General features: G+C 42.2%; 16 protein-coding genes. 8 read left to right on the top strand and 8 right to left on the bottom strand.

All coding sequences use genetic code 11. The features are described from left to right. Nucleotides 1-128: 128 nt before the first annotated feature. The gene (locus GO755_RS19730) at nucleotides 129-1,097 is read right to left on the bottom strand and encodes a GlxA family transcriptional regulator (RefSeq protein WP_157587018.1); all 969 of its coding nucleotides are present in this window, start codon (nucleotides 1,095-1,097) and stop codon (nucleotides 129-131) included. A gap of 32 nt (nucleotides 1,098-1,129) precedes the next feature. Between GO755_RS19730 and GO755_RS19725 the strand changes: the two genes are divergently transcribed. Beyond that, nucleotides 1,130-2,104 carry an SDR family oxidoreductase gene (locus tag GO755_RS19725; RefSeq protein WP_227687011.1) on the top strand — a complete coding sequence of 325 codons (975 nt, stop codon included), beginning with the start codon at nucleotides 1,130-1,132 and terminating at the stop codon, nucleotides 2,102-2,104. Between the two features lie 51 nt (nucleotides 2,105-2,155). Continuing rightward, the gene (locus tag GO755_RS19720; protein ID WP_157587017.1) at nucleotides 2,156-2,590 is read left to right on the top strand and encodes an SRPBCC family protein; all 435 of its coding nucleotides are present in this window, start codon (nucleotides 2,156-2,158) and stop codon (nucleotides 2,588-2,590) included. Between the two features lie 221 nt (nucleotides 2,591-2,811). Here the strand turns inward: GO755_RS19720 and GO755_RS19715 are convergent, their stop codons facing one another. Together GO755_RS19715 and GO755_RS19710 are read right to left on the bottom strand one after the other, a co-directional pair. Continuing rightward, complete coding sequence (locus tag GO755_RS19715; RefSeq protein ID WP_157587016.1) at nucleotides 2,812-3,696, bottom strand: hypothetical protein; 885 nt, start codon at nucleotides 3,694-3,696, stop codon at nucleotides 2,812-2,814. A gap of 139 nt (nucleotides 3,697-3,835) precedes the next feature. Beyond that, nucleotides 3,836-4,114 (bottom strand): hypothetical protein, encoded by a 279-nt coding sequence (locus tag GO755_RS19710; protein WP_157587015.1) that lies wholly within the window; start codon nucleotides 4,112-4,114, stop codon nucleotides 3,836-3,838. Nucleotides 4,115-4,408: 294 nt separating this feature from the next. Here GO755_RS19710 and GO755_RS19705 point away from each other — a divergent pair, with 294 nt between their 5' ends. From GO755_RS19705 to GO755_RS19695, 3 genes are all read left to right on the top strand, one after another. Then, nucleotides 4,409-4,870, top strand: a complete 462-nt coding sequence (locus GO755_RS19705) for a hypothetical protein (RefSeq protein ID WP_157587014.1) — start codon at nucleotides 4,409-4,411, stop codon at nucleotides 4,868-4,870. A 46-nt stretch (nucleotides 4,871-4,916) separates the two neighbouring features. Then, a complete protein-coding gene (locus tag GO755_RS19700) occupies nucleotides 4,917-5,630 on the top strand; it encodes a hypothetical protein (RefSeq protein ID WP_157587013.1) in 714 nt (237 codons plus the stop codon). Nucleotides 5,631-5,790: 160 nt separating this feature from the next. Beyond that, entirely contained in the window at nucleotides 5,791-6,189 is a 399-nt protein-coding gene (locus tag GO755_RS19695; protein ID WP_157587012.1) for a hypothetical protein, read from the top strand. A 628-nt stretch (nucleotides 6,190-6,817) separates the two neighbouring features. Here the strand turns inward: GO755_RS19695 and GO755_RS19690 are convergent. From GO755_RS19690 to GO755_RS19680, 3 genes are all read right to left on the bottom strand, one after another. After that, complete coding sequence (locus GO755_RS19690) at nucleotides 6,818-7,144, bottom strand: hypothetical protein (RefSeq protein ID WP_157587011.1); 327 nt, start codon at nucleotides 7,142-7,144, stop codon at nucleotides 6,818-6,820. 117 nt (nucleotides 7,145-7,261) lie between these two features. After that, a complete protein-coding gene (locus tag GO755_RS19685) occupies nucleotides 7,262-7,645 on the bottom strand; it encodes a hypothetical protein (RefSeq protein ID WP_157587010.1) in 384 nt (127 codons plus the stop codon). 27 nt (nucleotides 7,646-7,672) lie between these two features. Continuing rightward, the gene (locus GO755_RS19680) at nucleotides 7,673-8,095 is read right to left on the bottom strand and encodes a hypothetical protein (protein WP_227687010.1); all 423 of its coding nucleotides are present in this window, start codon (nucleotides 8,093-8,095) and stop codon (nucleotides 7,673-7,675) included. A 627-nt stretch (nucleotides 8,096-8,722) separates the two neighbouring features. Between GO755_RS19680 and GO755_RS41470 the strand changes: the two genes are divergently transcribed. Next, on the top strand, nucleotides 8,723-9,190 hold the full coding sequence (locus GO755_RS41470) for a helix-turn-helix domain-containing protein (RefSeq protein ID WP_227687009.1): 468 nt from the start codon (nucleotides 8,723-8,725) through the stop codon (nucleotides 9,188-9,190). Next, a complete protein-coding gene (locus GO755_RS41465) occupies nucleotides 9,132-9,731 on the top strand; it encodes an IS630 family transposase (RefSeq protein ID WP_227687008.1) in 600 nt (199 codons plus the stop codon). The genes GO755_RS41470 and GO755_RS41465 overlap by 59 nt, the downstream gene beginning before the upstream one ends. 113 nt (nucleotides 9,732-9,844) lie before the next feature. Here the strand turns inward: GO755_RS41465 and GO755_RS19670 are convergent, their stop codons facing one another. Both GO755_RS19670 and msrA read right to left on the bottom strand, forming a co-directional pair. Continuing rightward, nucleotides 9,845-10,978 carry a site-specific integrase gene (locus GO755_RS19670; RefSeq protein ID WP_157587008.1) on the bottom strand — a complete coding sequence of 378 codons (1,134 nt, stop codon included), beginning with the start codon at nucleotides 10,976-10,978 and terminating at the stop codon, nucleotides 9,845-9,847. Between the two features lie 176 nt (nucleotides 10,979-11,154). Further along, the gene (gene msrA, locus GO755_RS19665) at nucleotides 11,155-11,712 is read right to left on the bottom strand and encodes a peptide-methionine (S)-S-oxide reductase MsrA (protein ID WP_157587007.1); all 558 of its coding nucleotides are present in this window, start codon (nucleotides 11,710-11,712) and stop codon (nucleotides 11,155-11,157) included. A 112-nt stretch (nucleotides 11,713-11,824) separates the two neighbouring features. On the opposite strand from msrA, the gene GO755_RS19660 reads away from it, so the two are divergent. Next, nucleotides 11,825-12,706, top strand: coding sequence for a PPK2 family polyphosphate kinase (locus tag GO755_RS19660; protein ID WP_317165913.1), 882 nt, complete (start codon nucleotides 11,825-11,827; stop codon nucleotides 12,704-12,706). Nucleotides 12,707-12,724: the final 18 nt, after the last annotated feature.

Here is a 12,724-nt window from a genome sequence, read left to right as displayed (position 1 = left end):
CACAGCCGACTCATGAAAATATGGCTAAAAAATCAGCCTTTACTGAGATTGAGCGGCTAGTGATGAAAACCATTCAGTTAGAAAATGCACTCATGTTCTCACACATCATCCATTGACGAGGTTAATTGTCAAAAAGCTTTCGAATACCGGGCCCGGTAATCCAGGGGAGACACACCGGTTAGCTTCTTAAACACGTCTCGGAAGGCTTTGTCATCCGAATAGCCCACTTCAGTCATCACCTCATAAACACTTTTGCGGCCTTTTTCTAACGCACTTTTGGCAACCTCTATTTTGACACGCTGCCAATATTCCACTGGCGTATTGCCAGTCGCTTTGGTAAACCGTCGGTCAAAATTGCGCCGACTAATGGCCAACTCAGCAGCTAAGGCTTCAAACGAAATTCGTTCCCGCAAGTTTTGTTCAATGTAGATTTGGGCTTTATTCACGACCTCATCCCCGTGATTCTTCTGTCCCTGAAAGATAAAAAAGGGGGATTGGGAAGTTCGATCCATGTCAATCTGAAATACTTTTGAACAATAAATGGCCGTCGACCGATCAAAATAGATCTCGACTAAAAACAGCACCAGGTGCAAAAATGAATAAGCGCCCCCGTTGGTGTAGATGCCATGCTCAGCGGTTACTAACTTGTCAGGCTGGAGGTTAATTTTAGGGAACATCTGCTTAAACCGGTTTTCCGCGCTCCAATGTGTCGAGCAGGTCTTTCCATCCAGTAATCCGGTAGCGGCTAATAAAAAAGCCCCCGTGCACATACTGGCAATTTCAGCGCCGTTCAGATATTGTGCTTTGATCCAGTGGATGAGCTCCTTGTTTTCCCCAATCAGCTTCAGGGAAAAGGGAGCCGAAGGAATAATGACTAAGTCTGTTTTTTTGACAGTACCAATCAGGGTAGGATGCACCGTGATAAATCCCGCGTCCAGCTTCACTTCGGGAACGGCTCCCGCTACTGTAATTGCCAGTTTGGGCCGGTTTCCTTGCCGTTGCCAGTAGGCATTGGCACCGGTTAGGATTTCATACGTACCGGTTATACTGCTGAGGTTGGCGTTGCCCTGGGGAACCACAATGGTGACGTGTTTCATGGCGATTTTTTGGTCAAACCTAGCCAAAATTAATGGCCAAATCAACCCGGAAGAATGGCTATTTTACCCCTTACCAATCCTATATTCAGCCACTACTTTTGCCCCATTCATCAAGTACTTACTTTATTGATTTCCCCAATACCATGAACAAAAAAGTTATTCTGATTACCGGAACCAGTAGTGGGTTTGGTTGGCTGACAGCCCTAAGTTGCGTGGCTGGGGGGCATCGGGTCTATGCCACGATGCGCGATCCAGAGGGGCGTAATCAAGCCAAAGCCAGGGCGCTTGGTCAACAGGGCAACGTTGCTGTGCTGAATGTGGATGTAACGGATGTGGAGTCAGTGAACTGTGCCGTGGCCAGCATCCTGGAGCAGGAAGGTAAAATCGATGTCGTGGTCAATAATGCCGGGCTTTATGCTACGGGCATTGCCGAGACATTCACCGAAGCGGACATGGAAACGATCCTGAATGTGGACCTAAAAGGGCCCTGGCGACTAACAAAGGCTGTTTTGCCGTCTATGCGTCAGCAGCGAGCAGGCTTAATTATTAACGTATCCAGTGTGGCAGGACGCTTCTCTTTTCCGTTTCAAACGGTGTACAACACCGCCAAGTTTGCCCTGGAAGGCTTGACGGAGGGTCTCTATTATGAAGTCAGACCCCTGGGCGTTGATGTGGTGATGGTGCAACCGGGGCCCTTTCCCACCGAAATGTTCGGTAATATCCTCACCGGTTCAGACGTCACCGTCATTGCCAGTTATGGGGAGTTGGCGAAGGTTCCGGGTCAAATTGGAGCGGGTATTGAGCAGCTGTTTGCCAGCTTAAAACCCGATCCCCAACTGGTAGCTGACGCAATCATAGGCTTGATTGACACGCCAGCCGGTGAGCGGCCGTTACGAACCGTGGTTGATCCCGCCACTGGCCAGTTTGCCGTGGAGGCCAATGATTCGGTACAGAAGCAGTATGAACAGTTTATGGCGGCTTTTGGGATGCAGGCCCTGCTGAGTTAACTCGTATTACTCATTCAATCATCCATTTTCGAGATAATCAAAGCTACAATCATGAACTCAGCTGATTTTACCACGACCCTGATCCTGGACCAATCCCCAGACGATGTCTTTGAGATGATCAACCAGGTCAATCGCTGGTGGACCGAAAATATAACCGGTACTTTCCTTCACCTGAAGGATGAATTTACGGTTGCTTTTTCGGACATCCATGTATCTACTCAACAAGTGATCGAGTCGATCCCAGGCCAAAAAATTGTGTGGTTGGTGACAGACAGTAGCCTAAATCACTTTGCTAATAAACAGGAATGGACAGGAACAACAATTCATTTTGACATTGCCCTAAAAGGTGATAAAACTCAACTTCAATTCACCCATATTGGCCTGGTTCCTGTCCTTGACTGCTACCAATCGTGCACGCAAGGATGGACGCATTATATCGACAAGCTGTTCACAACCAGATTGGGTAATCCAGCTTTAAAACAATAAGTTAACTCCGCTTTCCAAATGAGAGCTTGGTAACTGGCTGTTCAGTTACCAATTCGATTCGACAGGAATTAAAGTGGGAAACACGGCGGCAATTACCTCAACAATTCATTCGTCTCACATGGGAGCGAGATTATTGAAACTATGGTCTTTCCTGGCAATAGCTAGTCTATCAACTTTAAAAGATTTCACTAGTTTTGGATTAACCCTACATCCCTTTTCAATTAAGGATTGACATACTCGATTCGGCCACTAATGCCTGAATCGTTCGGATTGGTCCGGATTGTATAGCGGACGGGGCGCCCTTTGGCATCACGCTCATAGCTATAGCTTTCCCGATAGGAAATCGCTTGACCATCTAACAACTCTTTGGTTTTCAGTAGATTAAGATTGGTAGTACCCATAAACTGATACGGATTTCGTAGACCAGGTTTTGTTTGGTCGTAGCTATATCGAAGCTGAGTACGGATGGGGGCAATTAGGTACTTCCAATCCGTATCTATTTCTTGAGTGATCAACGAAAGTTGCGTGACATTGCCATCCAAGATGGTCTGATTACTTCGGCTGTATTCAGACCAGTTCGGTAGATTGCGATTGATGGATTTTCGGCTGTTTTCAGCCTGAATTAAATACCCATCCCCATTATATTGTCGTAGGGTATCTCCCAAGACTAAGGGATACAGGAAATTCTTTAATAAAGAAGAGAATTCAGCAGCTGGTGTGCGCATGTTATCGGTAAAGACAAAGCTGGGGGCAAAGGTCACTAATCCTTGTTTATTGACCGGGATATGTTGCTCCCCTTGAAGGCTATGCCCGTTTCGGGTAGCTTTATAGGTCATAATCAGTTTAGTTGGTTTATAAACGAAGGCATATTCTGCGTGCGCGGTAGTGGGATTATATTCGCCCGAATCTACCAATCCGTCGGTAATGATGCCTATTAGCCGACCTTGCTGATCATAGCGGTACTGGCTGCTAAAAGGCCCCTCGGTTATCTGGGCGATCAAGTCGGCAGACCGGGTAATTGGAGCGACTGCTTCAGGTTGGTGGCAAGCGATTATCAGGCAAGGTATTGCCCAAAAGCAGAGTTGAGCCAGGGCGTTTCGGATCATGATCTAGTGCAAAGGACTATATATTTCGGCTAATTACGTTAATAACCCGAAATTAATATCAATTTCTAACGCTCTCTTTAATCGCCCAAATTATTGATACTCCCTCGTCTCATATGGGAGGTTTTTGTGCGAAATTAGGCTACCGGTTTCGAATTGAGATGATGTTGATCCATCGCCCATTTTTTCTTGTCCCGTCATGCTGATCCTGCTCAAAACGAATCCACACGGGTGTATTTTCCTTATCAAAGGGTGCAAGTAGATCTGCCCTATATCGGACAGAGTCAACGGCAATAATCCAGCCGCCACACCCTGCGCAAAATGTAAAGTCTTTGCCAAGAATAGTAGCTGACTTCTCCTCAGGCTTTATTGATTGACAGCAGATTGTGCTGAATAGAACCAGAAATATCAAGTACCGCATATTGTCAAGAATTATGCGGTAAAGACCCTGAATATAGATTATCTGTTGGAATGTCTCTTCTGAATAAGTGAACTTCTAGTCACTAATGACAAGTATTTTAGCGCAGATATATAAACGCGGTATCGTCTCATGTAGGAGCAATTTATGCCATTAGGGCAAACAGCCTTTGCCTGTAACAGGCTAGCTATTTTTCGTACTTTACTTCCCAAAGTACGAAATGCCACTTCAGTTATATTTATATTTTGTCGATTGTAGACTTTAGACAACATATTGTAGATTATATAACAAGTAAAAATGCCACCTATTAACTTTAAGCAACGCAAACGAAGATTCTTTAGAAAGACGCTTCCATTTTTGTCGAATGTGCTGTTTTTTGGTGCTTTTATAGCAATTGGTATATATGCCTTAATTTATTGGCGGCAAAAAAGAAGTGCTCTTAACGAATGTTCTCGTTATACGATTGGCTATACAACTAAAATAGCGAATAAAACGGTGTATTATCGGTATTCGATTGGGGGACGAAACTTCACAGACTCATGGGGGCAAATGCCCCGTAGTTGGAATGATTATCGAAAAGGTGATTTTGTAGCACAGAACTTTCTCTATAAGCGTTTTTTAGTAAGAGTAAGTTGTAAGCAACCTAGCATAAGTGAAATTACTTGGAGTTATTCAATACCTGAGTGGATGGATAGCGCCCCTTATGAAGGATGGACTATTTTGCCAGCTACATTGTCCAAAACTGAATTTGCTGATTAACATATTGCTACTTATACAACAAAATAATTGACGTGTAACTACCAACATGAATTTGAAAAAAATAATAGATAGAATTGGTTACTTCCCTATTGCGTTTTTTTTGCTTTCAATAATAGGTGTAACTTATTACTTTACTCATAGAGAGTATTTGGATAAATCTGAATACTACGAACTAACAAGGCAATTAACACCTGATGAAAAATATTATATCTACAAATATGCCAGGTATGGGGCGGCTTTTACAGGTGATATTACTGGATACCGATTATTAGAAAGAGGTGAGCGTTTTGCTGAAAATGCGGGGAAATCCTTTCCTTATGGATTTGATGCTTGGTTGTCAAAGGATACGATATTGGTAAATAGGTTTGACCAAGCAGGAGCAGATGCGGATACAGCCCCAAGTCGTATTGATTATGAGAGCTTGGGGAATTTTACTGTTAAACAAGTTTTTTACAAATCTACAATGAATGGGGGAGGTCATTCCGAATATACCTGCGATTCATTATATGTGTCAAGAGGGAAATTAATAATACTTGGTATACATGATAGCGATGTCAAGTCTATGGCTTTTCCCTTAGGGCCAATCACGATACATTCACATGCTGGTATAGTATCAAAATTAGTGATTGATGGCATACGTAAATATCACGATGCTGCTAATAAGCCTATGATTACTTCAGAAAGCTATGAGTTTATTCCTTACAGAAGCGTTTCTATCAAGGAGCTTGGAGAAACGGGTTACTATCTAAGTCTGCTGTAGAAAAATAACAAGATTTAGATATTGTACTTATAAATTAATTTACATAATATAAAACTAGTTATAAAACAGGCGAACAATTACTTCATAAAGTAGCATGCGGATTTCTCCAGTACATATTATTATCAAAGACTTATCATTCATGATACTCTACTTTATAATCATGAAGTATAATTTAACAAATGAAACATATCTTCCTAAAACACTAAGCAATTTTCCAGGAGCTCCCAAGATGACAATTTTGGACATGTTAGGAGCTGCTCTTTTTTATAATATAGTGCCGTTGATAATTAGCCTATTAACTTATTATCCAATTGTTTACATGAGCAGAAGGCTCTTTAAAAGGATTAGTACAATATCAATTCTATCATCAGGGTTTTTACTAAGTATTACAACCCCTTTAACTTATTTATTTTTTAGTGATTGGCATCATAACGATTATTACTTAAAAGTTGCCGAAGTCTTGGCTTGGATACTAGCCTTTATTATTTCAATTTCTACATACTATTTATTTAACAAGCGAGACGTGGGTAAAACCTTTGCCATAGATTCAATATTGTAAAAATACAAAGGCAATATTTTTTAAGTAGCCCCAAAGTTTTACTAATTCTTCGCCTGTTTTATAACTAGTTTTATGTTATTCGATTAAAGCTTGATTTGGTGAAGTTCAATTAAAAAGCCTTTTCTTAAAATAAGGCAATTGACCGCTAAGTATTAGTTGTACTTACCAAGAAATCTTTCTAAGAAAGTCGTCGAATTTTTCAATCAAATATCCCTCTGAGTAACGCCTTTTAAATTCGGGTTCAGTAGATGGACCAGAGTAATAATTAAAAAGCCATTCAACTCCCCTGTCGGATTGGTCATAACTAATGTGAAGAGATTCATTTAGTGGGCTTATCTTATCATAAATGCTCACTACTAAATTATAATGGGAAGTGTAAGCAAATAGCCGCTTTGATGCACCACTCTCAATTATGTGGTCGACCAACTCCAACATTTCTTTCCTTTCAGGGAAGTCTACCAAATCATTTTGTATGTCTTTCCAAGGCCTAGATTTAGTAAGATACGGAAATGGATTAACTCGCATCAGTTCTGTTTATAAGTGCCTATATGTTATTCGATTATCCACAGAATCTATAATTTTTCTCAAAAGATTTGACCTTCTGATAGTACAAAAATAAAGTCCGTTTTTAAGCGTCATTTATTCTGTAGTCTAAAAGCCTATGTGCTATCTGTAAATCAGACAATCCTTTGTTCAGAAGATCTAAGTCAGATTCAATAAGATCGACTGCATAATGAGCTGGGAAAAGTTGAATGTACTGCACTCCATCTTTATTAAAAATCAAATCATCTTCGGTTTCTTGTATTGAAAAGAAACTAAGCTCTGAGGCAAGATTAATTGCCTTTTCCATGTAAATAAGCAAGTCATCAGGATCTGTTACCAAGCCCTTATCTATGCAAAGTTGCTGTGGTCCATCAGAATCCTTCAGGTATTTTACGGCTTCTTCTAACTTCATTTACAGGCTCTGATTTTGTTGTATAAGTGCTTTTATGTTAGTCGATTTTATCAAGAATGAGAGATAATACTTCTTTTCACTCAAAAGGAATTAGTACAAAACTTCTCTTGCTTATTCTTATACATTTATCACTCTTCCTGGCGAACACTGCCAAGCTTGCTTTAGCGTATAATTCGTTAGTTCATGGTCAGGATAATTGCCATCAAATGACCAGATTTCTAAATAATCAATAATACCATTTGTTAAAAAAACGGTAGCATCGGCACCAATTTCTAACTCTGGTGAATAAATAGTCACACCATTGAGAACAAGGTTATCTTGAGTAAGTCGATATTCGAGGATTTCTGCTGAATGTGAGAAACTGATAAAAACACCCCCACCGTTAGTATACTCGTACTCTGTGTCGCTCAAGAAGGAAATTTGTGATTTAGCTGCTTTTCCGTCATCATCACCATCTAAGAATAGTTCTAACACATCCGAAATGTATTTTGACTTGATCATACATTCTGTTCTATAAGTGCTTTTATATTAGTTACTGCTGGCAAAACGTTTTACACATTCTTCTAATTGAGTAGGGCTTTGCTTAATTAAACCCAGTTGATAAGCCTTCTTTATCAACAGATAATATCGCTTTTGGTAGCTTGGTTTTGCATGCCAGACTATTAACCAAGCGGCAAAAGTACCTTGGTCGCCATATTGTTGACGAGTGGGCCATCCGAACTGTTTGGCAAGCTTATCAAGTAATACCTGATTGGCTTCATCATTGGCTACTACTTTATGGGTGAATAGCTGCTGTTTGAACACTTCCTTAGATCCATTGACTAGACTATCCCGGTAGCGTTGATTCAATTTATAAAGCTGATCAAGTAGTCTTCTACGTTGAGGTAATGAATACGAATCAATCCGTAAAGAACTGTCAATATCCGCGATCTGGCTAGTCATAACAAGCATCTGAGTTTGACTGCCACTGGGTAAGCTAATTTGAGCCCTTAGTTGAGAACTAGTTGACAGAAGCAGGAGAGTTATTATGCTTTTGTTCGTAAGACTCTTCATATTTTTCTGTTGTATAATCTACAGTATGTTTAGAAGCCAGAAACCGGCGAGATATAACGATTAATGGCGAGCTGACAGGTTTCATCTACCTTGTGACAAGATAGTGACCATTTGTGTTGTCGCACCATCATTAATACCGTTTCGTACTTTTCTTCTTAAAGGACGAAAGCTAGTCCTTATATATCTCCCGACTTTTCCCTGAAACGTGCCTATTAGGCGTTTTCTAATTGACTCATTTTCGTATATCCTAGAATATTGCGAAAATCCCGGATCACGGCGTCGAAGGACAAAGCACCCGAATTGGAGGTCACGACAAAAGCAGTTTTAAACTGCTTGCAATATAAGCACTTAATAACTAAAAGTAATGATAGCTATAATGAGAAGTTATGGCTTTGGTGGAATAATAACTTATATTAGAAAAAAGGGTGTTTTTCCCGTTGAAATCATAGTTGAATAGGTGATAATTGCTGTTAAAATAATATTTCTCCGTGAGTAAGTCTGTTATGTGAGCGTCTTTTGCTTTCCATGGCAAACTACAAACAATCTGATTACGAAGCACTTCGCCGACGCTGTGTTGAACTCAGTCAGGCAGGTTGGCAACAGGCAGCTATTGCTCAAGCGTTTGGCCTAACTCAACCTTGGGTGAGTAAAACGCTTAAGAAATATAACCAGCAAGGGGCAATCGCCTTGCAAGAAGGGAAGCGAACCGGGGCACCAGCCCGTTTATCGGCTCAACAACTGGGTCAACTCGTGATTGAGCTTAACAAAGGGGCAGAGCATCATGGTTTTAGTGGAGCGATCTGGACGCGTCCTCGTATCAATGAAGTAATCAAAAAAACATTTGGCGTCAGTTATGACCCCTCTCAGATAGGGCGAATTCTGAAGAAAGTAGGTTGGAGCAGGCAGTTGCCGCAACGCAAAGCCATTCAGCAAGATGCCCAGGCAGTTGTTCAATGGCGAGCCGAACGCTTACCTGACCTTAAAAAAAGCTAAGAATGAAGGGCGCGTCATTTTATATGTGGATGAGTCCGCCTGTTATCTATTGCCTTTAGTCGCTCATACTTGGGCACCTTGTGGGCAGACACCCCTACTGGTTGACCAAGCGGGACGAACCCACTTGAGCCTAATTGCGGCTATTGCTCCTAACGGTCGGATCTATGTGGCCGGTCAGGATCAGGCGTTCACGAGCGAAGACATAGTTTGGTTTTTAAGCCAACTGTGTAGGCGCTATCGAAAACGGAACCTGCTGCTTATCTGGGATGGAGCCGCAATTCATCGTAGCGAGGCCGTTAAGCAGTTCCTTGGTGAGCGCCCTGGTGGGATTCATTTAGAACGCTTACCTGCTTACAGTCCAGAATTAAATCCAGTGGAACTGGTTTGGAGTCAGTTGAAAGGTAACTTGAAAAATCGGGTTTTCACAAGTCTGGACGAACTAACGGTGGCAGTTCTTGAGCAAACCAAGCGATTAGAAAACGATCCGAAAGCAGTAAAAGCATTCTTCAATAAAAAAGAGGTGGCCTTTATTACACACTAATTCACGGATCAATAATAAAATACTTTCATCCCCAGCTTCGGGACCAAGCACCTGTTTCCTAAATTCTTCATAGTGTTTAGTTTCCATAGGACGCTTTAAATAGTAGTTTAGGATTAAAACTCCAGCTTAATCTTATTCGCAGCTTCTCGTTTGGCCTTATCAACCACTTTAGCGTATATCTGAGTCGTGCTGATGGCACGGTGGCCGAGCATCTTGGAAATCGTATAGATATCGGTACCTAGCGAAAGTTGGAGCGTTGCGAACGTATGCCTGAAGGCGTGAAAGGTAATTGTCCGAGCAATACCAGCCCTAATGCACCATTGTTGTAGTTTGAGGTTTTGCCAGGCTGAATAAGCCAGACTAGGAAATACCTTTTCTGAATCTGCTGACCGCTCGCCTAGTAATGAATGAGCTGTATCTGATAATGGCAACGTCTCTACACCTTCGGTTTTCAATTGCGTGAAGCGTAAGTAGTGACCGTTAGCATCCGTATATACCTCTGACCAGACTAGTTTTGCAATATCACTATAGCGGAGGCCGGTCAAGGCAGAAAACAGCGCAGCTCGTTTTAGGTCTGGTAGATCACAGTCTGTTTTAGCGAGTGTTTGCAGCTCCGCAAGGGTCAGGAACTCTCGTTGTGTTTCCTTTGCAGATAATCGCTTGACTTTCTCTCCTGGATTAAACTCCAATACTTTTGCCTCAACAGCGCGTTTGAGGGCAGCCTTAAAAATCGTGAAGTAACCCACGGCTGAATTATAGGCAATGGTTGGATTCCCTGACCGGCTTGCGTTCAGGGCTTTCGCTGTCGTTAGATACTGGCGGAATTGCTTGCAAAAATCCTCAGTCACATCGCTGGCCAGTAGCTTGCCATTGCTAAACTGATCAAGGTGCTGGTAAACGCTCATCCAGTTATTACGACTACCGATACTACGTTTCTGCTTTTCCAGCTCAGCCTGTCCTTTGAACCAGGCCAGAAAGTCGGCGTTAGATATAGCCTTGTTTAAAAATCCGTAATGTCCACTCTGGATGGCCAATTGCCGTTTAGCACAGATATTTTCGCCTAGCAGCCGGGTTTCTTTATTATGTTTTCGCTCCAGATCCAGCCGTGGTTTTTCGTAAACGTATAGGCCCAGAAACTCACGACGGGTAGGCTTTCCGGTTTCAGGGTGGAGAATAGCCGGGTAAAAGTCGAGGTAAAGACTCTTGCGACCGTCGCTAATGGGCTTCTCACGAAGGGTAACTCTCATGGATAGCAGCGAGATTGTACCTTAAAATGAAGGTGTTTGTATCTTGGATACGCTAAAGGTACAAAATACTGCTGGATAAATAGGTAATAAACCAGTACTAACAAACACTGTCAGAAACTAGAAAAGGCCTCAAATTGAGGCCTTTCGCTATATTTTACTAGTTTGTTACTACGTTGTTAAGCGTACTTCAATTTCTCTTTGAAAACCTTTTTAAACTTATCTACTTTGGGGGCAATCACAAAGGCGCAATAACCCTGGTTTGGATTATTGGCAAAATAGCTCTGGTGATAGGCTTCTGCTTCATAGAACGTTTCGGTTGGGGTAATTTCTGTTACAATTGGACTATCGTAAGCACCCGATTTATCCAACTCTGCTTTCGCTGTTTCAGCCAGTTGCTTCTGCTCATCATTATGGTAAAAAATGACAGAACGGTATTGTGTGCCAATGTCATTACCCTGGCGATTCAACGACGTTGGGTCATGGCTCCGGAAAAAGGCTTCCAACAACTCGTGATACGTTATTTTAGTCGGATCATAGGTGATCTCTACACACTCTGCGTGGCCGGTTGTACCGGTACAAACTTCTGTATAAGTTGGGTTAGGCTTGTGACCACCTTCGTAGCCCGATACTGCCGAGATAACCCCATCGAGCGATTCATAGAGAGCTTCTGTACACCAGAAGCAGCCTGTTCCGAATGTTGCTTTGGCCAGATTGGCCGATTGATTTGTCGTCATAAATCGTAATTCTATAAACCTGCGTGGTTTCGCAAACCTTATAGGCTTTATTAGGTTAATTTGCCTAACTTATTAACAGTACTTACCTGCGTAAAGTTTGCGCCAAATGCCTGTGAAAGACTTCAAAACCGATCGATTCCGCCATGACGGCGACAAATCATTTAAACTGAAAAAAGCGCCTACGAAAGTAGACGATCTCTACGAAGACGATGCTCATTACGAAGCCTTACTGCGGCAACAGGCGGCAGAAATTGATAAATGGCAGGAGATGATGTATGCCCATAATCGCTATGGTTTAGTAACTGTGTTTCAGGCGTTGGATGCAGCGGGAAAAGACGGAACCATTCAACATGTGTTTACAGGGACTAATCCTGCGGGAGTTCGGGTTTATTCGTTTAAACGTCCAACCGATCAGGAACTTGACCATGATTTTTTATGGCGTAGTTGGCGAGAACTGCCCGAACGGGGCATGATTGGTATTTTTAATCGCTCGTATTACGAAGAAGTTCTGGTGACGAAAGTACACCCGGAAATTCTGAAGCAGAGCCAGCGACTGCCCGAAAAAGCGACCGAGGATTTAGATAAACTGTTTAAACATCGTTACGAAGCGATTCGGGATATGGAGAGTTTTCTATATCGAAATGGCTTCCCAACGGTTAAGTTTTACCTGCATGTCTCTAAAGAAGAACAGGCCGACCGGCTGATTGCCCGTATTAAAGACCAGGAAAAAAACTGGAAGTTTGAGGAGGGCGATGTTAAGGAGCGGAATTTCTGGGATGACTATCAGGACGCCTACGAAACCTGCATCAACGAAACTGCTACGGATAATTCTCCCTGGTACGTGATTCCCGCCGATGATAAAAAGAATATGCGGTTGCTTGTCGGCCGGGTTATCATCGATGAACTCAAAAAGCTGCCAATTTCCAATCCTGAGCCGGATGAAAAACGATTCAAGGAATTGCAAAAATTGATTGCGGTTATTCAGGCACAGTAAGTAACGTAGCAGGAAAGC

The organism is Spirosoma arboris (assembly GCF_009754945.1).
GTDB lineage: Bacteria > Bacteroidota > Bacteroidia > Cytophagales > Spirosomataceae > Spirosoma > Spirosoma arboris.
Note: the sequence above shows the minus strand (reverse complement) of the source record. Positions and strands in the feature narration are given on the sequence as shown.

Bases quoted from the DNA above. Each gene is read 5' to 3' on its own strand.
- GO755_RS19730 (WP_157587018.1), bottom strand. From the start codon at position 1,097: ATGAAACACGTCACCATTGTGGTTCCCCAGGGCAACGCCAACCTCAGC.
- GO755_RS19725 (WP_227687011.1), top strand. From the start codon at position 1,130: ATGGCCAAATCAACCCGGAAGAATGGCTATTTTACCCCTTACCAATCC.
- GO755_RS19720 (WP_157587017.1), top strand. From the start codon at position 2,156: ATGAACTCAGCTGATTTTACCACGACCCTGATCCTGGACCAATCCCCA.
- GO755_RS19715 (WP_157587016.1), bottom strand. From the start codon at position 3,696: ATGATCCGAAACGCCCTGGCTCAACTCTGCTTTTGGGCAATACCTTGC.
- GO755_RS19710 (WP_157587015.1), bottom strand. From the start codon at position 4,114: ATGCGGTACTTGATATTTCTGGTTCTATTCAGCACAATCTGCTGTCAA.
- GO755_RS19705 (WP_157587014.1), top strand. From the start codon at position 4,409: ATGCCACCTATTAACTTTAAGCAACGCAAACGAAGATTCTTTAGAAAG.
- GO755_RS19700 (WP_157587013.1), top strand. From the start codon at position 4,917: ATGAATTTGAAAAAAATAATAGATAGAATTGGTTACTTCCCTATTGCG.
- GO755_RS19695 (WP_157587012.1), top strand. From the start codon at position 5,791: ATGAAGTATAATTTAACAAATGAAACATATCTTCCTAAAACACTAAGC.
- GO755_RS19690 (WP_157587011.1), bottom strand. From the start codon at position 7,144: ATGAAGTTAGAAGAAGCCGTAAAATACCTGAAGGATTCTGATGGACCA.
- GO755_RS19685 (WP_157587010.1), bottom strand. From the start codon at position 7,645: ATGATCAAGTCAAAATACATTTCGGATGTGTTAGAACTATTCTTAGAT.
- GO755_RS19680 (WP_227687010.1), bottom strand. From the start codon at position 8,095: ATGCTTGTTATGACTAGCCAGATCGCGGATATTGACAGTTCTTTACGG.
- GO755_RS41470 (WP_227687009.1), top strand. From the start codon at position 8,723: ATGGCAAACTACAAACAATCTGATTACGAAGCACTTCGCCGACGCTGT.
- GO755_RS41465 (WP_227687008.1), top strand. From the start codon at position 9,132: ATGCCCAGGCAGTTGTTCAATGGCGAGCCGAACGCTTACCTGACCTTA.
- GO755_RS19670 (WP_157587008.1), bottom strand. From the start codon at position 10,978: ATGAGAGTTACCCTTCGTGAGAAGCCCATTAGCGACGGTCGCAAGAGT.
- msrA (WP_157587007.1), bottom strand. From the start codon at position 11,712: ATGACGACAAATCAATCGGCCAATCTGGCCAAAGCAACATTCGGAACA.